Raw genomic sequence first — 19473 nt, 5'->3', positions numbered from 1 at the left:
TAACGGTAGTACGCGTTCGCTGAAACCGCAGGTAATCGGCCGCTGAGGCTTCCAAATGCCCAGTCCCGGGACGGTCGTCGAACTGGTGCTATCGGCCATCTGCAGCCGTTCGCCCAAATTGTGTACGAGCCACCCGAACGACGGCTTCTACCTGTATTGCTGACCGTCGCGTCAGAAAGGTGCATTGGTCGATCACGCCTTGCCCAGCGAGCGCCGCATCAAGCGCCACTTCGCGAAGCCGCGGCGCTTCTTCCCGCTCACTTCCCTTCGAGGATATCTGGATCGATGTAGCCCGGGGCTGCCAGAGAAAGCGTCGCTTTCAGCGCCCGGGCACCAGCATCCGCCAGCACTTCGCTCTCGCCCGCTTCGAGCGCGTCGAACGTCTGCCGGACGACATCGATGGGATTCGCCTTTGGAACGTCGAAGTCCTTCGTGAGATCGGTATCCACGAAGCCGACGTGCAAGCCCACCACGCGGACGTTCCTTTCCTTCAGATGGGCTCGCACGTTGTTGGTGAAGCTCCACGCCGCAGCTTTCGACGCCGCATACGGCGCAAGAACCGGCACCGCACGCCAGGTGACGTCGGAAAGCACGTTAACGATAGTGCCGCTGCCGTCGCCGGGAAGCCGGGGCTCGAAAGCGCGGGTCACTCGCATGACGCCGTAGTAGTTCGTTTCGAAGATGCGGCGAGCGTGATCTTCCGCGCTGTCGGCAAATGGCGACCCGGTGATTTCCGCGATTCCTGCGTTATTGATGAGTATGGTGACATCCGGCGCGGCTTTCGCGGCCGACTCGACCGAAGCGGGGTCCGTCACGTCGAGTGCGATGGGCACTATGCCGGGCTCGCTGAAGGCCGCCGGATTGCGTACGCCCGCGTACACCTTCGCCGCGCCGCGGGCAAGCGCCTCGCGCGCGAATGCGAGGCCCAGTCCGCGGCTGGCTCCGGTCACAAATACAACGGAGTTCTCAATCTTCATCTCAATCTCCTTGGTGAGTATGGCGTAACGAATCACGGCCGGAAAAGCGAACGCCTGGCCCGAACGAACTCCCCAACCGTTTGTGGTGCCTTCCCGGTAACCTGTTCGATCACGTGGTCGGAGCCTTTGAACACGCCGTTCTGGTAATCGACGGCGACTTCAATGAAGTGCTGGATCGCAAACTCGGGAAGATCGTACTTCTGCAAATGCGCGCGGTATTCGTCGAGCGTGGCCGGGCGATAGACGATCTTCCTGTCGATGACCTTGCTGATTTCGTTCGCGATGTCGCCGTGATCCATTTCGACGGGACCGCACAACTCATACGCCTTGCCGACGTGCTCCTGCGGCTGCGCGAGTACGGTAGCGATGAAACGGGCCTGGTCTTCCGCTGCGATAGGTGCATGGCGCCCTTCGCCGTACGGGAGTGCGATCTGTCCGGCCTTGACGATGGTGTCGAGCACCCACGGGAAGATCAGCCATTCGGAAAAGAATGTCGGGCGGATATGAATGGTAGGCACGCCCGACCAGTCCAGTACGCGCTCCGCGATCCAGTGATCGCGCGCGGCATGACTCTTCGCGTTTTCGCGCGCGGATATTTGCGACATTTCCACCACGACTTCCAGGCCGGCGCGGCGCGCAGCATCGGCGAAATAGGCGGTGCCCTGGATGAAGCCCGGGCGCACCGGATAGCAGAGGTACGCCCCCGTGACGCCCGAGGTGGCGCGAATCAGGTCGTCGTGATTGAGCAGATCGCCTACTACTACTTCGGCGCCAGCGGCACGCAGCGCCGCGCTGCGCGCGTCTTCGGTGCGTACCATGGCGCGCACCGCGTGCCCGGCTTCGAGCAGGTTGTTGACAGTATGGACGCCGGTCTTGCCCGTGGCGCCGGTAATGAGGTACTTGCGTTGTTGCATGATGATTCTCCATTGCATACGTTCAGGGGTATTGCGTTCCGAGGCACGACGCGAGCTGATTTTCGCGCCGTGTCATTGCGTGTATATGCACATTTCGAGGCGAACGAAGGCGTCATTCGATGACTCACTTTCTGCCTTGATCGCTGCGATCTGTTGCCATATTTCGTCCAGCAGCGACGCCGCTATGCTGGAATGTCCCGCACCACCTCCGTCAACTCGCCAGAATTCATCTCATAGAAGAAGCCGTAGAGCTTGACCTCCTTCGGCACAGCCGGGCTGGCTCGAAGCAGTTCGACATCATGTTTGATCGACTCCTCGAAATGTGAAATTGCGAGGCTATCCTGATCGAACATTGTTGAGATATCGGCGTGGTGGTGATCATGGAACTTGTCGACAAGAGTCTCCGGAGTGAAAGCCGTCGCGCCGCAGAATGAGTGATGCACCACCACGACGTTTTGTACTTTGAAAAGATAGTCCATCGTAGCGACCGATTGGAGAGCCGAAAAGGCACGGCCACCCGCGTTCGACACGGCGAACAGCGTCCGCGTGTTGCCGATCCGGTTGCCGGCTTCGTCGAGAATGTTTTCGCCCGGATAGACCTCGTCCCCGAAATAGTCGGCGACAGCCTGCGGTATTTCGGATGCCCGCGGATCAAAGCAGTGGATCACGATGGTCTTCATCGGGATGAACTGATTGAATCCCTGGAAGGCGGACCGATCGAACCACGCCGGGTCAAACCACGGTTGCGTCCTGAATTCGAATTCGCTGTATTTGGTCATTTGGCTTGCTCCAATTTGTACGGTCTTTGCTTAAACGAAGGCAGCGTTCGGGGGCTGCTATTGCTACCGAGTATAGGTTTGTCGAGCTGCCGCACAAATGACGTTGAGCCCTCGATTTCTGCCAGCAACACAGGCGCTCGAAGCACTGCTCATTCGTCGAACGGCGCCCAGTCCAGCACAACCGGCGCATCCACGATTGTGAGCGGCGACCGATTGTGCTCAACGCGGGAGCAAATGTGAAACCAGTGCGGGTACGGCTGCTTGCAGTCGACCTCGTGATTGAGCATTTCGTTGAAAGCGCGCTTGAAGTTCCGGCGGGGGTATCGTCGTAGCACTTCGGCGACGTCTGCTGGGTCCAGCTGCGCGCCGGCCACTCCAGAGACGTCATACGCCAGGCCCAACTGCATCAAGCGGCTGGTGTCCCCCCTGAAATGATTCATATCCCACGTATGCAGCGCGATGTTGTCCCAAACCTTCTGTGCACGATCCTCCGGTACGCCTTGTTCAACAAGGAACATCCGCGCCGCACTCGCGCCTTCAATTTCGAAGCGGTGAGGGCCGGGGGCATGATCGGTAAGTCCCAGATCGTGCAGCACGGCTGACAGGAACATCAGCTCGCTATCCACCTTCGTTCCTTCTTGTTGTGCGAACAGCTCACCGAACCAGTAGCATCGCATCACGTGGTTGAAGAGCGCGTCATTCGAGACCGAGCGTGCAAGCTCCTCAGCCTCGCGGACAATGCTGCTGTCCGGTACCTTAATATCCGAGATCACGAGAATGTCCTGTCTGGCTGACTGTCAAAATAGTCAGCCGAGTATAGGATCACGAACCATTCCGCGATTGACATTCACACCTCGTTTTCTGCCGAATGGTAGTGCGCGCCCGTCCTGCCTGCATTCAGTGCGAATTGCGTGAGCCCACGTCGAACCATCCGCCCTCGAGAGGCCCAGCCAGGCCGGCCTATCACAGCGGCGGCAGAAAAAGAGGGGTGATTGTCATTGCTGCCGCACACCAAATGCCTATAACCTGTCGCCAGGACGCGCCGCCGATTGCTCCCGGCGGTCTTGTCGTCGTGCGTGCCGGCGGACCTCGAAGGTTGCTGGCTGGATCTGCAATCCGGGAAACTCGCGACACCTCGATGCTTCAGGCAAATGGCTAAGACCGACAATTCGGACGGACAAATACCTCGCAAGGTTGTCATCGTCGCTTATGACGGTGCCAAGCTGATGGACATATCCGGTCCGCTGCAAGCATTCAGCGACGCCTGCTTTGAAGATGGTCGTCCCGCCTATCAGGTCGTTCTTGCCTCCGAGGCGGGCGGCCCGGTCTCCACCGATACTCGCGTCAAGCTGGAAACCGTACGGCTCGACGACGCAGTGATCGACTCCGTCGACACGCTGCTCGTTGCCGGCGCCGACCTGATCATGCCCGCTGCCGCGACTGCATCGCTTCGGGCGAGGCTCGTGGGTTATCTCGACCGGCCTCGTCGGCTCGGCTCCGTCTGCACGGGCGCGTTCGTCCTCGCCCAGTTGGGCGTTCTGGATCGCCGCGATGCGACGACACATTGGGCTGCGTGCAGCCGGCTCGAGGACCGGCACCCGACCATCAACGTCAAGCCGGACGCGATTTTTGTCACCTCCGATCATATCTGGACATCGGCCGGTGTCTCCGCTGGGATTGACATGGCGCTGGCAATGATCGAGGACGATCTGGACCACTTGGCGGCGCTCAATGTGGCGCGCAGCATGGTTCTTTTTCTCAAACGACCCGGCGGTCAATCGCAGTTCAGCATGGAACTGCGTCAGCAGATGCGCGACGCGCGCGGCCGGTTCGACGACCTTCACGATTGGATTCGAACCCATCTCGAAGCGGACTTATCCATTCCGGCACTCGCGGACGCAGCGCGGATGAGCCCACGCAACTTCGCTCGTGTCTATCTTCGCGAAACCGGGGAAAGCCCTGCGCGGGCCGTCGAGAAGATCCGCATAGAAGCGGCCAGACGCCTGCTCGAATCCGCGCGCGATCCTATTCAAGTCATCGCGCGTCGGACCGGTTTTGGAGATGACGAACGGATGCGCCGGGCATTCGCAAAGGTTTATGGCGTGTCTCCGCAGGACTATCGCAGCCGCTTCGGACAGTCGAAGTCTTGACGCGCAACCCGGCAGAGCTGCTTTTTCCGTCGGAGCGAACGAATGTCCCAGGACGAGGGCTATTTGTCATTGCCGCCAAAGACAGGGTGAACTATTTTTTCGAATCAGACTTTTGAGGAAAGTATATGAAAACCCCTGTCATCATCGGAGGCATAACTGCGCCGGACTCGGAGCTCGTCCGCAAAGCGGCCGCTCTCGTCGAGCAAGCCCATTCGGAGCCGTTTCTCAATCATGTCCACCGGACATGGTGGTTCGCTGAGTTCATCGGCAAAAAGCGGCAAATGAAGTACGACCGCGAGCTGGTTTATCTTGCGTCGCTGCTTCACGACCTGGGTCTGTCGAAAGATCACACTGCGGATAAGCGCTTCGAAGTGGATGGCGCCGACGCCGCGAGTAGATTTCTGCATGCGCACGACTATCCGAAGACAAAGGTCGACATCGTCTGGGATGCCATCGCCCTTCACTCGTCCGCCGAAATCGCCGATCGCAGGGAGCCGGAAGTCGCGCTCGTCCACTTCGGCGCTCACGTCGACGTCCTGGGGCTTAGGATGGACGAGATCTCACCCCAACTGATCGACGACACGCTCGCGCTCTACCCGCGGCTCGGCTTCAAGGAGGCGTTCGCGGAGGCGCTAGCCGAGGTCGCGAGACGGAAGCCACACACTGCCATCGGAACAGGTCTGGCCGACGTTGGACGTCGCCTTGTGCCTGGTCTCGAAATTCCCAACGTTTGCGACCTGCTCCTTGGGGCACCTTTCGAAAGCTGAGCCTTTCGCGTGACGCGCAACTCCACCAAGGCCGCAGAAGCAGGCGCTTTCTTCACCGACATGCAGGCGATCTATTGCCGGCAACGTTTGCAGGTTGCACGCACGCACAGCGCTAAATGAGCAGCCCGGCTTTCTATGTGTGGATCAAGGCCGGCCATGTCGCGGCGGTGCTAGCGTTTATCGGCGGGCTGCTTGCCACTGAAGTCACGTCCGCCTTGTTGCCGCTTCTGGGGACATCGGCTGCAGTCGGCGCCAGACAGCTTTCGCGCTGGAATCGACGATTGACTGCTCCTGCCCTTCTGCTCACGTGGATATTCGGCCTATTCCGGTCTGTGTCCGGCGGCTGGGTTCCCCAGCTATGGCTGACGATCAAACATCGCATGGTATGCAAAACGCATCAGGCACTGATCGGCCATGAAGCGTCATTCGCCCGCACCGTCACTGGGATATTTGAGGTTGACCCGGTTCGACGGATAGATTTGCAGTTGAGTTTAATGTGGTGTGGCACCTCCCGATAAGGTTGAATCGCCGGTTATCCACGGCCGGGCGGCGGGTCGCCTGTCTCGACCATGACGCTGCCCGGCGGTGGACAACCGGCGCGGCGATAGGCTTTGATCTTGCGCATGAAGGTTTTCGAATTCGAGCGGCGAACAGTAGCCGATGCTGCTGTGTAGCCGGCGAATGTTGTACCAGCTCTCCAGAAAGGAGAAGAGACGCCGCCGCGCCTGTTCGTGGGTCGCGAAGTGTTCGCGACAGAGCAGTTCGGCTTCGAGTGTGCCGAAGAACGACTCACACATCGCGTTGTCATAGGCATCGCCGGCCGTGCCCATCGACGGCTGTACGCCTGCTTCGCGGCATCGCCGTCCAAAGGCAATGGAGGTGTATTGACAGCCTTGATCGGAATGTAGAATCACACCGTCATGGCGTCGTTGCTGCAACGCCATGTCCAGCGCCCGTAACATCAGTTCGGTGTACAGATGGTTGGACATCGCCCAGCCGATGATGCGACGGCTGAACACATCCAGCACGACCGCCAGATAGAGGAATCCTTCGCCCGTGGGTACATAGGTCGCATCTGCGACCCACAGCACGTTTGTCGCGTCGGCACTGAAGTGCCGGCGCACCAGATCAGGCGCACGCCGGGCGCCTGCGCGTGGCCGTGTGGTGCGCGGCCAGCGCCGCCGGCTTGCCCCGCACAGACCCGCCATACGCATGAGGCGCGCCACCCGCTTGCGCCCCACGTGTACGCCTTCGCGCGCGAGCTGCGCATGGATACGCGGTGCCCCATACGTGCCGCGCGAGCTCGCATGTAGCGTGCGGATGCGCGCGAGCAGTTGCGCATCGCTACGCGTGCGCATCGCGGGCTCTCGCACCAGCCACGTGTAATAGCCGCTCGTCGAGACGCCGAGCAGCCGTGCCATCATCGCAATGGGCCAGCGGGCCCGGTTCGCTTTCATGAATCCGTACCGCCCTTCGGTGGAATGGATCCCGTCTCCCTCGCGAACCAGGCTGCCGCGTGAGAGAGTATGTCGCGCTCCATCTTCAGTTGCCGGACTTCACGACGTAACCGTGTGAGTTCCTGCCGTTCGGCTGTGGTCAGACCATCATGCCGCACACCTGTGTCGCGATCAGCCTGCGCCACCCAGTTGTAGATGGTCTGCGCAGTCGGCTCGAACTCCTTTTCCAACTCCTCCGGCCTGCGTCCGGCCTTCACCAGCTCGACCATTTGTGCCCGAAATTCCGCCGGGTACGGGGTACGATGCTTGCCCATAATCGGCACCTCCTTCTCCAAAGGATAGATGTCCGTTTTTGCGGGTCAATCTCAATTTCAGACGTCGTTTCCACCCAGGAAGCGGCTATTCAATTCAAGATGGTGAACGTTGCTGGATCGGCCATAGCTGACGTTGGAGCGGGCTCGGTTCTACGTCAGCTATGCGAAAGATATTGCTGCCAATGGCGGTGTCGAGCAGTCGGACGGCAGCTTCCTCGATCAGTGCCCTCGCACTCTCGACCCCATTCAGCATCTGTTTTATCGATCGTATCGGTCGTTTCAGATAGCGAGTTGGCTGATCGCGACGCAGCCACCCAGGCTAACTACCCTGATAGATATCGCACGACACGCCCACCACGCACGGTTGGCCGCCTCCTCGGGTTTTGCCGTAACCATTTCGTCCGCCCGGTTGGGCTCCGTAGTCCCACATACTGTCGTCGTCCATCGGCATCGTCCGCTGCGATGAATTTATCGGCTGCTGACTGGATGAGTGGCCAGCGACGTCTGACGGTTGCATTTCCTGAGAGTCGGCAGCGCCGGCCGCGGTGAGCAGGAATAGCACGATGGTTACAGCTGAGGGCTGCACTTTCATTTCTTCACCTTTTCGTCATCAACGGGTTGCGTTAGCGACGCCGAACGCGCGGTCGGGGAAAGAATTCGCACAACGCGCGGCCGAGACGTCGTTTTAAGTGAGCGGTCCCGCGAAGGCTTACTGTAATTGACGCGAAGAAGAGTTGGCCTTGGCCCGCACCAACGTTGACGTCCTGCCAGTTGCAACTGGCGCAGTTATTTCGAACATTTCGAACTCAAGCTTCGCGACCGCCCAAATACTCGTTGTGACGCCCATTCCGCTTGCTCTCGAAGCCCTCGCGCCTCTCGCGTGTCGAGGCACCTCCCCTATCAGGAGGCGCCACCTGAAAAAGTGACAGCAAACTCGGTAAGCCGGACAAGGATTTCGTCCCCTTCGCGATACTGGCATCGGGTACTTTCCAGTCATGGCTCGCGCGCCGTCAGATCTTTGTTAGCTCCCTCCAAAAAAAACGTTGCATTGTGGATCTATCCGGCACGGTCTGGCATGTTTTGCACCGCTTTGTACCCGTGTGTCGGGTGTGCCGCCGTATGCTTCCATCCCCGCACTCGGGTCAGAGGCTTGTGTTGCGGCGTTTTCTTGCGGGGCGGCTTGAGAGGCTTGCGGTGTGCCTTGCGAATGCGCAACACCGGCCATGACAAACAGCACGACAGCGGATGCGACTATCAATGGTGATTTCATGTTGGTTCCTTTATCTACGTTGCGTTTTCCATTCATGCGATTCGTTATTCGCGAGCCCTGAGCTCGAAATCCACGTGCATCGAGCGTGTCGCGCACGAGCCGCAATACAGATGGCGATCGATTGATAAGGTTTCGTGAGAGAGCTCGTTTGGAGTTAAAGCAATGGGCCTGTTCACTTCATGCCGACCTACAGCAGTCTTCGCACGAGCCAATGCCGGTTCAGCTCATCACGACGACCGACCGCTCCGGGTACACTCGACAAATGCCCCTCAGCGTTGCTGTCATATTCATTCTTGGTCAGGCGAAACGCCGTCGCAACGCACATGTGTAGGTGGCGGACAGCAATCGTGGGCGAAAGATGTATGCACTGTCGTCGTCCGATTCCAGTGACATGTCGGATACTCGCCTCCCGACCGCGCTCCTTCCTGAACTGTCCAGGTGCGCGGCGAGCGCAAGTCACGTCCGGTGGGACCTGTCGGGGCCCGTCGGATCTGTGGCGCGCAGATATTGCCTCTTCAACTGTGGTAAAGGTTGGAATTTTTTGCATTCCTGACAGACAGGTGTTGATTTTTCCGGGATCTTGTCCGCCAGATTCTTCCACCAACAGTCAGAAATGGCCCGCAAATTGCTGGTGCCGATCACTTTACTAGGCCGTGATCCACTCGCCAGATCAAGTCGCCACAGTCATCGCCATTTTCACGGCGCGGCAGTCATTCCCCTGTGCTCGAACTGTCGAGCCACAGGCGAATCCCGCCACTCTTGAGACAAAGCGATATGGAGCAGCCGCCAATGTCCGTGGCGTAAGTGCATTGCGCGTATTATTTGATCGGAACAACAAAAAAGCAGGTGATTGCTAAAAACGTAGCATCATTGGCAAATTCATTGCAGTTCGCTCCGAGACCTGTTTTGGGAGACGACGGAATGCGCGCACTGATCGTCGACGATCATGAGCTCTTCAGAGCCGGATTGGCGCTTCTGCTGAGAGAACTCTTTCCGGGTATCGACTTGCTCCACGCAAGTACCTTGTCACAAGGCGTCAATCATGCGTCGTGCGAACTCCTGAACATCGTTTTTCTCGATCTCGATCTCCCCGATGGTGACGGCTGCAACGCGCTCGCCGAATTGAAGGAATCGCGACCGTCCCTGCCCGTGATTGTGATATCGGCCGACGAGCGCGTGGAAACCATCGGCCGATGTATCGAACTTCGAGCCATGGGATACGTGCCCAAATCTTCATCTCCTGCAGCGCTTAACGCAGCTATAGGTGCGGTGTTGGCCGGGGGCGTGTTCCTGCCCGCCGCCAGCATCGCGATGCTCCGGCGTGACATGGGCACGGCGGAGGCCCTATCAGATGGACCCGGGGACGCGCCGTCCACTGCGATTTCTGGAGTGAGCGCCGCGTCCGACCTGGGACTGACTCCGAGAGAATTTGAAACACTGGCGTGGCTGGTTCGCGGACTTCCCTCGAAGGCGATTGCCTTTAAAATGGGGCTCGAGGACATTACGGTAAGGAAATACATCAGTCATCTGCTCGCGCATTTCAACCTGCGGCGACGCACAGAACTCATCGTCATGCTGGCCGATCGAGGCATCAAACTCGGCGTCCCTCCAGTCACAGATCCCTCTCATGACCGCCGCCTGTCGTCTGTTGGGTGGCAACGAACCGACTGACGTCAGCTAGCGTGCTTTCCGGTGCCGAAGACTTCCTCAGCAACACGAACGGCTGGGCAAAATCGCGAAGCGCGCGAGGCGAGATCAGCTCACCCGTGATGAACGCGACGGGAAGCACGCCCGCCCAGGCGAAATGCTGCCTGATCTGTTCAGCAACCTCGATGCCGGTCGGTCCGTCGCGCAGCCGGATGTCGGTGACAATGATGTCGGGTGCGCGGCCGTTATCGGCCAGAATCGCTTCGAATCCCGCCATCGACCCGGCGGTATCCACCAGTGCGCCAGCACTCGAGAACAAACGCCGCAAGCCTTCGAGAACGATCGGCTCGTCGTCGCACAGCAGGACGTATCTGCCCTTGAGGACGGAGGTGGATTCGTCGCTTTTTTGATCGTCCGTGCCGATAACGGGTACCATTTTAGAAATCGGAGCGTACAGGGAAAAGCGCGACCCACGTCCTTCGACGGAACAGAAGCTCATGCTGTGCTTCGGCAGAATCCCGATCACCCGGTGGACGATAGACAGTCCAAGCCCCAGGCCTTTCGAGCGGTCGCGGCCCGGGTTGTCGACCTGATAGTACTCGGCAAAAATCGCGTCCCGATGCACGGCAGAGATACCGACGCCCGTATCCCATACGTCGATGCGAAGCCGTTCCCCGATCTCCATGCAGCCGACGACGACACCACCCACGGAGGTGTTCTTGATCGCGTTCGATACAAGATTAGACAATGCCCGCTTGAACAGGGAGCGGTCACTTTCAATCGACGGCGGGCGGCGCCGACGCACGCTGATTCTGAATTCGATGCCTCGCGACCTTGCCGGTTCAAGGTATTGCTCGAAGACTTCCTTCAGCACGGCCTGCGTATCGACTGGCACCAGGTGCGGGATGTATGAGCCTAATTCGCTATAGTCCTGAATATCCTTGAACATGTCGAGGATGTCGCGTGCCGTTTCCTCGATGACGTCGAGATCATGGCTTGCGGCGTGTTCATCTTCGAGTTTTATCCGGGCGCTACGGATAAAGAGGTTGATCGCGGCGAGAGGCTGCTGGATGTCGTGGTATGCAGATGAAAAGAACCGCTCCTTCTCTTTGATGAGTTCTTTCATACGTTCATTTTGTTGCTTGACCACGCGGGACGTCGTTTCAACGCGCGCCTTGGCTGCACGCAACGTGCGCCGGAATACGAATTCGCGCCGGGCCGAGCGTTCAATTTGAATGCTTACGATGATGCCAACGATAGACATCATGAGCACGATCGACCCGCGCGTAAGCCAGAAAAACCACTGCGGTTCGGCGTTATCCAGTGGCTGGAGGTAAAGCGTCAGGTGGAACGTAACAAAGCATATTCCGACTAACCACGCCGCCGTAATTGCGCGAAGCCGGAACGCCGTGAATATCATGAAAACGGTGAGATATAGGACGGGGAAAATTTCCGGGACGGCCAAGGCCCTTGGATAAATGACCAACATCCTCAATAGGGCGAACCAGCAGCTCAGCGTCCATAAACTTAGTAATCCGACGGCCCAGCGTTCGTCAAAGGCGCGCGCTCCCCACATCAAACTTACCGCCACACCCATACCCAAGGCACCCGCGAGTCGCACGTAGCCGATGTGATGGATGCGGCTCGGATCAAGAACGTCCATCCTCCACAGATAATCACGGACGGAAAACCCTATCCATGTGAGCGTGAAGAGGGTGCTAGCCAGTCTGCGTTGCCCCGCGTAGCGACGCGCATAGTCCAAACGGAAGGCACGCTCCAGAGCCGCCGAGCCAAACTTGCGCACCAGGAAGCGTGACGACCTCATAGGTTGCTTGATCGGAAAAGCCACCGTGAGCGGATAGTGCGCGATATCAATGAGGCTTTATCGGCGCACCACAGGTTAGACAGGTTCCCACCGAACGTGGCTAACGGAGTAAGACGGCACATTCCAGCGAAAGCGGCGACGGTGGTCACGGGTGCACAGCACTTTCGTGCGTAGCCACCATACGATAAAAACAGAATAACAGGTCGCCATCACTACCATCAGCCACAAATGTATCAACGGCGTCGTGCCGCATTCTCCACACCTGCATGGGTTCAGCAAGAAGCGCCGTCGTGGAGGCCGGCTGTCCGATACTTCACCCGAATCGGACAACGGGAATGCATACATCTTCCGATGGTGTTGCTTGTCCACCGCCTACTCATGTGCGTTGTGACGGCGTTTCGTCTGACCAAGAATGAGGACGACAGCAACGCTGAGAAGGCATTTGTCGAATGCCTCCAGATTGGTCGATCGTTGCAATGAGCCTGACTTGCCCGGTTCAAGCGAGGACTGCTGTCGGGCGACGAAAGAGGCACTCGCCGATCTCTTAAACTCCGCAGGAGATTTCTCATGAAACTTTACAAATCGGTCACCGTCTGTCTTGCCCTGATGACTGGAATCTCAGCAGACGGATGCTTCGCGCAATCAGCGACCAACCAGAAGGATTCCATAGGGGAGCGGAACGCCCCGCAGGATCCAGCGGTCGGGGCTCCGACTATCACGCCTGCGCCTTCTGTTTCCCCTGGCAAAACACGCGAGCAGGTGATGCGCGAGCTGGAGGATTTTCAGAACAGTGGTCAGGCAGCGAAGTTGCGTGACCTTTACCAAGGCGGCGGCTGACGAGCCGTCTCGGGCCAGAGCGGCGTTTGGGACAATCGAAACAGCATGGCGTATTCCGGGTCGTCAGTTTCGAATCTCGCCAATGTTGCTTCATTGATGATCAGAAAGATCATGATGAGCTGATCTGAAATGGAAACTGTTTGTTTGTCGAATATCACCAGAACGATGCCCGTTTAAGGCATTCTTACGGTAACCGGATTTGCTGCTAGGGCGTGTCGAAAAGGAAATCGCCGGCGCTCTGTCACTGGCATCGGGTTTCGGGCGCGGTCACTGTTGTGCGGGGCGCTGGTATTTTCCATGTTCCAGTTAAGTCTGGGCTACATTGGAGGAATACCGTTTGAGCGCAGCATGACTGTCAACTGCGATGGAAGTCTCTGTCGCAGACGATACGGTGCTGGTGCGAGGTTGGCGAACCGTATCTACTGTTGGGCGCCAACGATCAGCGCTGCGCCGAACTCGACGTTCTGTTGCAGAAGCATCGCGACAAGCCTGCGGCCAAGGGTTTTCATAGATGCATACTGGGGTCGTATTCCGAAGCGCCAATGAGGATCGTGACCAACCAGTTGTTCAGCTACCCGGCGGCGAAGGCCGAAATACCGGAAGTCGCCACCGTCAAACACGTCTTCGTCAAGACCTGTGCCCGGGTGAACGAGCGGGCCGAAAACAGCCATCGAACTACTCGTGAATGCGGGCGCCGCATCACTCGCTCGCAGGCTTTTCTGTCAAGCTTTGGCCTCTTCCGGCAGCACTTCGCGCTTACGCGACATTTCCTGCGCGCTTCGCCCGATCGCGACCACCCGGCGAACGCTTTGCTACATGGCCTGCTTTACCCGGCTAGTCCTAAAATCCCCCTCTTTGTAGGCAAACTCGCCTCGTGTGCGCTCTTGCACCACGAGCAATCCAATATGACAGAGCTGTGCTCACCAACCAAAAAGAGGAAGCCGTGAGACGAGCCACTCTCGCCTGTGCCGCTGGCGTTTTTGTCGTCGCGACTGTAGTTGCACAAGCACAGAGTTCCGTCAGGTTGTATGGAGTCGTCGACGAAAGCATCACATACACCAACAATCAGAAGGGCTCGAGTAACGTGCAACAGACGGGCAACAGAGTGGGCGGCAGTCGCTGGGGTCTGCGCGGTATCGAAGAACTGGGCGACGGGTTGAAGGCGGTATTCACGCTGGAAAACGGGTTCCGTCCGAACGACGGCACGTTTGGTCAGGCGTCCCGCGAATTTGGTCGGCAAGCGTTTGTTGGAATCGCAAAGACCGGAATTGGCAGGTTGACGCTCGGGCATCAATATGAACCGATTGCCGATCTTGTGGCGCGTTTTGCGGGTCCGGGACTCTGGTCGCCGGCAACGCACATTGGCGACAACGACAACCTGAATCAAACGTTCCGGATCAACAACGCGGCCAAGTTTCGCAGTGACGCGATTGGAGGTTTTACAGTCGACGCGCTCTACGGATTCAGCAACCAGGCAAATAGTGGAAACGGTCAAGGGTTCGGCAACAATCGAGCATGGGGAACGGCGGCGAACTACGTAAACGGTCCATTCTCGATTGGCGGCGGCTATGTCGTGCTCGATCGTCCGGACGCGAAGTCGAACACGAGTGGCGCCGTGGGTGGCACGATCGCTAGCGACGACTACGGTGGCGTGCTCTTCTATGGCCTGGATGGCGGTGTCGAGCGTCAGCAGATTGCAGCGGCGGGCGGCAATTACGTATTCGGACCCACAACGGTAGGCTTTGCGTTCAGCCAAACACGACTTGACTATAACGATGGCTCGTCGCGCAAATTTAACAACTACGATGCGAATCTTCAGTATCTGCTCAAACCTGCAGTGACGCTGATCGGCGTGTATACGTTCACTGACGGCCGCGCGGATGGCTTGACCGGACTGAGCGGGAAACAACTGAAACCGCGCTGGCATCAGTTCACGCTGGGGCTGGACTATGCGTTGAGCGCGCGCACCGATCTTTATCTTTCCGGCGTCTATCAACTCGCCGCGGGCGATGCATCGACGCGTGTCGGTTCCGGCTACCAGAAAATCGCCGCAATTGCCGATGTGGGAACCCCATCGTCGACCAATCGGCAGGTCGCCGTGCTAGGCGGCTTGCGTGTGAAGTTCTGACGAGTTCCAGCACGTTGTGAATTTGGGCGCTCGCGCTGGCGTTTCACACCATTCGAGAATCCAGATTCCTGATCGGAGCGGAGCGTACCCCTGTCAACGCTTCGCCGCATGTCTCGCGACATACTGCGCATGACTCGGGGACAACGTGGTTTGCTAGACCTTCGTTGTAAGACACTTGCACTCTTTACTCCTTGCCGGTCTCCCGGCGCACTGACGACTTTACTTCGTTCAGAAGCGAAGTAAAGTCGTCAACTTTGAGGCATCGACCTCGTCCGGGCGGGCGTTGGCCGGTGACAACTTTCTTTCGTTCCACGCGACCCCGAACGGACGCGCAACCAAAGCAGCTGACTGTCCGTAGCTCACGCTATACCCGTCAGCCTCCGTTCGAGTACAGAGAAATTTGAAACGTTGATCGGTAGTGGTGCGGCGCGACTTCGTCGACCTACTCGCTCCTGACGCGTGACCGGCACAGTGCGGCCCGGCAAATCGTCACATTGGGAACAGCATCCACTTCCCGGCTGAATATTGGCACCGGCCACAAACCTGTTACCGGAACCTGTCCGCTCGCTGAGTCGCCCAGTAGTCGCAATGCAGAATTTACCGAGTCAAAGAGTCGGCGCTAAAACCGGCAACCTGCTTATAACGCAGTTGCCACTGTTTGCGTTCTTCATGCGAAATCACTTCGTCTATATCGTTGAACGGTTTGCCGCCGGTGCGTTCGTCGACCACCAGCAGGATCGCGTCCGGCGCAATTTCCCGGTTCGCGAGCACTACGTCCGAGGTCGCCTTCAGTCGGCGTCGCTCGTATTCGACCAATGCCTGCGGCCAGTCGGTCGAGTCGGCGAGGAGGCCCGCAAGCGTCGTTGCATCGATGATAGCCTGCGCTGCCCCGTTCGAACCACGCGGCATCATTGGATGCGCTGCGTCGCCGAGCAGCGTCGCGCGCCCTCTCGTCCAAAAGGACAACGGATCCTGATCGACCATTGGATACTCGTATACCGCGTCTGCTGCCCGGAGCATCGCTGGAACGTCGAGCCAGTCGAACCGGCAATGCTCGAACAGATGCACGAAATCTTCGAGACGGCCCGCACGATTCCAGTCCCGTTGCTGTTCCTCAGGCCGGGCGAATTCGATCACCCAGTTCATCAGTTGATGCCCCTCGCTGTCGATGTCGTCGCGAATGGGGTAAGTAATCAGCTTGCCGGTGCGGAACGTGCCGATATAACACATGCTGGCGCCGGACTGGAACGGCTTCCAGCGCGTGACCCCGCGCCATTGCGTGGAGCCTTGATAGCGCGGCGTCGCTTCCGTGGGATGAAATTGCTTGCGAACCACCGAGTGCACACCGTCGCAGGCAATCAGCACTTTTCCGGACACGTCCGGCAAGCGCCTACCGTCCACTGCGTCCTCGAAGTGCGCGGTGACCCCGTCGGCATGCTGATCGAAGCCGATGCATCGTTGACCCAGGACTACGGCATCCGCACCGAGACGCTCGCACACCGCGTCGTAAAGCGTCATGTGCAGATCGCCGCGATGAATCGACACCTGCGGCCAGTCCAGTCCGGCGAATTGCCCACGGGGCTCGTGGTCGACCAGTTGTCCGTGGTTCGTGTAGAAACTATATTCGCGCGTGAGAATGCCTTTTGCGCAAAGCGCCTCTTTCAGACCGAGCGAATCCATTTCGCGCATCGCATGCGGCAGCAGATTGAGGCCAACGCCGAGCGGTTTGAGTTGCGGGACCGCTTCAAAGACCCCGCACTGCACACCTGCCTTGTGCAGCGCGAGGGCGAGCGTCAAGCCGCCGATCCCGCCACCCACGATGATTACCTCTTCCATCCTGTTGTTCATACATCACTCCACTTGATCGTTAATCGCGCGCCGGCACCGCTCGTGTCGACGAGGCAGCCCAGACGTGCGGGGTCATACGGACATGCTGTGTACCGCAGATGGAAGCGTCGTCGCTACGACGCTTCGCGATTCGATAAGGCTGACTGCTGCCGCGCCACAATCGGCTGCGGCTCAATGTCCAACCGCCTCGGCAACCGGTGCGCGCGCCGTCCTGCGCCACATGTTGTGAATGGTCAGCGCGGAAATGACGACCGGCAGACCGGCCAGCACGAAAATCAATGGCGTCGAGAAGCCACGCGCCAGCATCAGGCCGCCCACCAATGGACCGCCGATCGAAGCGAGCCGCCCGGCGCCCAGTGCCCAACTGATGCCCGTCGAGCGCATCGAAGTCGGATAGAACGCCGTGAGCATCCCGTCGGCGCCGCCTTGCCCCCCGTTCACGAAGAGGCCGATCATGAAGGCCGCGGCGTACATTGCGCCGACGTTGCCCATTGCGAATCCCATGGAGGCCACCGCCGCCGCGCCGGCAAGATGCACGGGCACGAGAATCGAAAAACTACTCAACCGGTCGACGATCCGTCCGATCAGCACAGAGCCGATCGTCGCCCCGATTAACATCGCCGACGTGACATGGCTGGGTACGGCGCCGTCGAGGCCCGAGCGCAGGATCAACGATGGCAGCCAGACGCCGAGGAACGTGATCTCGAGCAGGTTCATCGCCATGATCAGCCACAGCGAAACGGTGCCGAGCGCACGCCCTTTTTCGAACAACCGTCCAATCGGATTGCGCGTAAGCCCTTCCTCCTGCACGTAGAAGATCGCGGCCGGAGGCGCCTGCCATTGCGGATTGATCCTGCTCAGCAGCACCCTGATGCGAGCTTGCGACACCGCCGTATTGCGTAGCGCGAGCATCCGTATCGACTCCGGCAATAACCCAATCAACAGCAGCGCAGCGACGCACGGTGCGACCCCGCCCACGATATAAAGCGCGCGCCAGCCATGGTGCGGCAACAATTGCGCCGAGACGTAGCCTGCCAGGGCCGCCCCGAACGGCACCGCGCAGATCAGCACGACCACGACGGTCGAACGTGTACGTTTCGGTGCAAGCTCGGCGCACAGCGCGATCGCGTTCGGCACTGCCGCGCCGAGCCCGAGGCCAGTCAACACACGCCAGAAAAAGAACTGCCCCGCGTCGGTTGCGGTACAACTCAACAACGTGAACAGGCCAAACGCTGCGGTCGATCCAATCACGAGCCAACGACGGCCGATGCGATCGGCCAGCGGCCCCCCGAGCACGCCGGCGACGCTCGCAAGAACGCTCGCCGTGAAGAGATAGGACAGCTGTTGCGGACTCAGTTGCCATTCGGCCTTGATCGCCGGGGCGACGAAGCCAAGCGAGAACTGGTCGAACCCGTCGAGCAGCGTGACCAGCATGCATAGCGCGATGATCACGATCTGCCACGATCTCACTCCCCACGCGTCGATCAATCCGCCGACGTCCACCTTTTCCGAATTCATCTCGTCTCCTCCATCTATACGGTTGTTAGATCTTGACGCTATCCAGCGTGGTCGCGGCAAACAGGTCGGCCGGCGTCATCCGGCGTGCCGAAAGTCCCTGTTCATGGTGATAGCGCGTGAACGCGTCGAGTGTTCCCTCGTTTCCCGCGACGCCGTACGACCACCAGTTCTCACCCATCCGGGCGACCGTCTCCTCGTATTCGCTGACGAGCCACGGCAACATGACCTTCAGCGCAGCCTGTTGCCGCAATTCGCCTTGTGCGATCTGCTTCGCCTGCGCGAACGCCTTGTAGACACTCGACGGAAGCCACGGATACTGCTCGACGAGCGACTCGCGTATGCCGATCACGTGCATGATTGGGAAGATCCCCGTATCTGCATAATAATCACGCTCCACAGCGGCGAAGTTCGGGAACAGCCGTCCGATATTCGGCTCGCGATTGACGAAGCACCTTGGCTCGCGTGGCGCGATGAATGCATGGATGCGTCCATCGCGTAACCACTCAGTGAGCGTTTGCGTATCGGGAATGCGCTTCACGTGGATGTCTGCCGGCGCGATAAAGGACACTTTCTCGTGGCGGCCGGGATCGTCGACGCCGCCGGTCCACCATTCGATCGCCTCCGCTGGCACGCCGTACTGATCCTGCAGCAGGCCGCGCTGCCAGACGCCGGCGGTCAACTGATATTCCGGTGTGCCGACCGGCCGGCCGGCGAGATCTTCGGGACGTTCAATACCGAGGTCGGTTCGCACGTAGACGCCCGAATGGCGAAACGACCTCGATAGAAAAATGGGAATAGCGACATACGGACACGTGCCGCGCGAGCGCAACATCGTGTAGCTGCTGAACGACAGCTCTGTGACATCGAACTCCGCGCCGTTCAAGGCACGGAAGAACGTCTCTTCCACCGGCAGATTCAGTAGATTGGCGTCGCAGCCTTCGATCGCGACGCGACCGTCGAACAGCGCCCGGGTTCGGTCGTAATCCCAGCATGCGACCGTAAGCGGAACTTTCATGTCTTATCCTTCTAGATGACGGGTGCG

Annotated in this window: 14 protein-coding genes and 2 pseudogenes; 7 read left to right on the top strand and 9 right to left on the bottom strand. The window is 59.0% G+C overall.

Features of this window, described 5'->3' with window-relative positions:
- Positions 1-257: 257 nt before the first annotated feature.
- The 4 genes from PQR54_RS25500 to PQR54_RS25485 all read right to left on the bottom strand — a co-directional run bounded on the left by PQR54_RS25500 (position 258) and on the right by PQR54_RS25485 (position 3443).
- The gene (locus tag PQR54_RS25500; RefSeq protein WP_408250522.1) at positions 258-977 is read right to left on the bottom strand and encodes an SDR family oxidoreductase; all 720 of its coding nucleotides are present in this window, start codon (positions 975-977) and stop codon (positions 258-260) included.
- A 32-nt stretch (positions 978-1009) separates the two neighbouring features.
- A complete protein-coding gene (locus tag PQR54_RS25495; protein ID WP_027779174.1) occupies positions 1010-1891 on the bottom strand; it encodes an NAD(P)H-binding protein in 882 nt (293 codons plus the stop codon).
- 182 nt (positions 1892-2073) lie between these two features.
- A complete protein-coding gene (locus PQR54_RS25490) occupies positions 2074-2670 on the bottom strand; it encodes a carbonic anhydrase (RefSeq protein WP_408250520.1) in 597 nt (198 codons plus the stop codon).
- A 149-nt stretch (positions 2671-2819) separates the two neighbouring features.
- A complete protein-coding gene (locus PQR54_RS25485) occupies positions 2820-3443 on the bottom strand; it encodes an HD domain-containing protein (RefSeq protein ID WP_408250518.1) in 624 nt (207 codons plus the stop codon).
- Positions 3444-3821: 378 nt separating this feature from the next.
- Here PQR54_RS25485 and PQR54_RS25480 point away from each other — a divergent pair, with 378 nt between their 5' ends.
- The 3 genes from PQR54_RS25480 (at position 3822) to PQR54_RS25470 (ending at position 6105) form a co-directional block, all read left to right on the top strand.
- Positions 3822-4820, top strand: a complete 999-nt coding sequence (locus tag PQR54_RS25480; RefSeq protein WP_408250516.1) for a GlxA family transcriptional regulator — start codon at positions 3822-3824, stop codon at positions 4818-4820.
- Between the two features lie 125 nt (positions 4821-4945).
- The gene (locus tag PQR54_RS25475) at positions 4946-5587 is read left to right on the top strand and encodes an HD domain-containing protein (RefSeq protein WP_408250514.1); all 642 of its coding nucleotides are present in this window, start codon (positions 4946-4948) and stop codon (positions 5585-5587) included.
- 116 nt (positions 5588-5703) lie between these two features.
- The gene (locus PQR54_RS25470; RefSeq protein ID WP_408250512.1) at positions 5704-6105 is read left to right on the top strand and encodes a hypothetical protein; all 402 of its coding nucleotides are present in this window, start codon (positions 5704-5706) and stop codon (positions 6103-6105) included.
- Positions 6106-6210: 105 nt separating this feature from the next.
- Here PQR54_RS25470 and PQR54_RS25465 read toward each other — a convergent pair.
- Positions 6211-7358 (bottom strand): annotated as a pseudogene (locus tag PQR54_RS25465) (IS3 family transposase); the annotation flags it as partial.
- Positions 7359-9549: 2191 nt separating this feature from the next.
- On the opposite strand from PQR54_RS25465, the gene PQR54_RS25460 reads away from it, so the two are divergent.
- Positions 9550-10299: a response regulator gene (locus PQR54_RS25460; protein WP_408222694.1), complete on the top strand. Its 750-nt coding sequence runs from the start codon at positions 9550-9552 to the stop codon at positions 10297-10299.
- Here PQR54_RS25460 and PQR54_RS25455 read toward each other — a convergent pair.
- A complete protein-coding gene (locus PQR54_RS25455; protein WP_408250510.1) occupies positions 10241-12100 on the bottom strand; it encodes a hybrid sensor histidine kinase/response regulator in 1860 nt (619 codons plus the stop codon). The two genes, PQR54_RS25460 and PQR54_RS25455, sit on opposite strands and share 59 nt — an antisense overlap.
- A gap of 567 nt (positions 12101-12667) precedes the next feature.
- Between PQR54_RS25455 and PQR54_RS25450 the strand changes: the two genes are divergently transcribed.
- The 3 genes and pseudogenes from PQR54_RS25450 to PQR54_RS25440 all read left to right on the top strand — a co-directional run bounded on the left by PQR54_RS25450 (position 12668) and on the right by PQR54_RS25440 (position 15065).
- On the top strand, positions 12668-12937 hold the full coding sequence (locus tag PQR54_RS25450) for a hypothetical protein (protein WP_408250508.1): 270 nt from the start codon (positions 12668-12670) through the stop codon (positions 12935-12937).
- Positions 12938-13149: 212 nt separating this feature from the next.
- Positions 13150-13775 (top strand): annotated as a pseudogene (locus tag PQR54_RS25445) (DDE-type integrase/transposase/recombinase).
- Between the two features lie 105 nt (positions 13776-13880).
- Positions 13881-15065, top strand: coding sequence for a porin (locus PQR54_RS25440; RefSeq protein ID WP_408250546.1), 1185 nt, complete (start codon positions 13881-13883; stop codon positions 15063-15065).
- A 597-nt stretch (positions 15066-15662) separates the two neighbouring features.
- Here the strand turns inward: PQR54_RS25440 and PQR54_RS25435 are convergent.
- The 3 genes from PQR54_RS25435 to PQR54_RS25425 form a co-directional block, all read right to left on the bottom strand.
- On the bottom strand, positions 15663-16913 hold the full coding sequence (locus PQR54_RS25435) for a flavin-dependent oxidoreductase (RefSeq protein ID WP_408250506.1): 1251 nt from the start codon (positions 16911-16913) through the stop codon (positions 15663-15665).
- A gap of 171 nt (positions 16914-17084) precedes the next feature.
- Positions 17085-18431, bottom strand: a complete 1347-nt coding sequence (locus tag PQR54_RS25430; protein WP_408250504.1) for an MFS transporter — start codon at positions 18429-18431, stop codon at positions 17085-17087.
- Positions 18432-18456: 25 nt separating this feature from the next.
- Positions 18457-19446, bottom strand: coding sequence for a substrate-binding domain-containing protein (locus PQR54_RS25425; RefSeq protein ID WP_408250502.1), 990 nt, complete (start codon positions 19444-19446; stop codon positions 18457-18459).
- Between the last annotated feature and the right edge of the window lie 27 nt (positions 19447-19473).

The organism is Paraburkholderia phytofirmans (genome assembly GCF_046028095.1).
GTDB classification, from domain to species: domain Bacteria; phylum Pseudomonadota; class Gammaproteobacteria; order Burkholderiales; family Burkholderiaceae; genus Paraburkholderia; species Paraburkholderia phytofirmans_A.
The sequence above is the reverse complement of the archived record's forward strand: the minus strand, read 5'-3'. Positions and strand labels throughout refer to the sequence as shown.

Coding starts and splice junctions, on each gene's coding strand:
- PQR54_RS25500 (WP_408250522.1), bottom strand. CDS start 977: ATGAAGATTGAGAACTCCGTTGTATTTGTGACCGGAGCCAGCCGCGGA.
- PQR54_RS25495 (WP_027779174.1), bottom strand. CDS start 1,891: ATGCAACAACGCAAGTACCTCATTACCGGCGCCACGGGCAAGACCGGC.
- PQR54_RS25490 (WP_408250520.1), bottom strand. CDS start 2,670: ATGACCAAATACAGCGAATTCGAATTCAGGACGCAACCGTGGTTTGAC.
- PQR54_RS25480 (WP_408250516.1), top strand. CDS start 3,822: ATGGCTAAGACCGACAATTCGGACGGACAAATACCTCGCAAGGTTGTC.
- PQR54_RS25475 (WP_408250514.1), top strand. CDS start 4,946: ATGAAAACCCCTGTCATCATCGGAGGCATAACTGCGCCGGACTCGGAG.
- PQR54_RS25470 (WP_408250512.1), top strand. CDS start 5,704: ATGAGCAGCCCGGCTTTCTATGTGTGGATCAAGGCCGGCCATGTCGCG.
- PQR54_RS25460 (WP_408222694.1), top strand. CDS start 9,550: ATGCGCGCACTGATCGTCGACGATCATGAGCTCTTCAGAGCCGGATTG.
- PQR54_RS25455 (WP_408250510.1), bottom strand. CDS start 12,100: ATGAGGTCGTCACGCTTCCTGGTGCGCAAGTTTGGCTCGGCGGCTCTG.
- PQR54_RS25450 (WP_408250508.1), top strand. CDS start 12,668: ATGAAACTTTACAAATCGGTCACCGTCTGTCTTGCCCTGATGACTGGA.
- PQR54_RS25435 (WP_408250506.1), bottom strand. CDS start 16,913: ATGAACAACAGGATGGAAGAGGTAATCATCGTGGGTGGCGGGATCGGC.
- PQR54_RS25430 (WP_408250504.1), bottom strand. CDS start 18,431: ATGAATTCGGAAAAGGTGGACGTCGGCGGATTGATCGACGCGTGGGGA.
- PQR54_RS25425 (WP_408250502.1), bottom strand. CDS start 19,446: ATGAAAGTTCCGCTTACGGTCGCATGCTGGGATTACGACCGAACCCGG.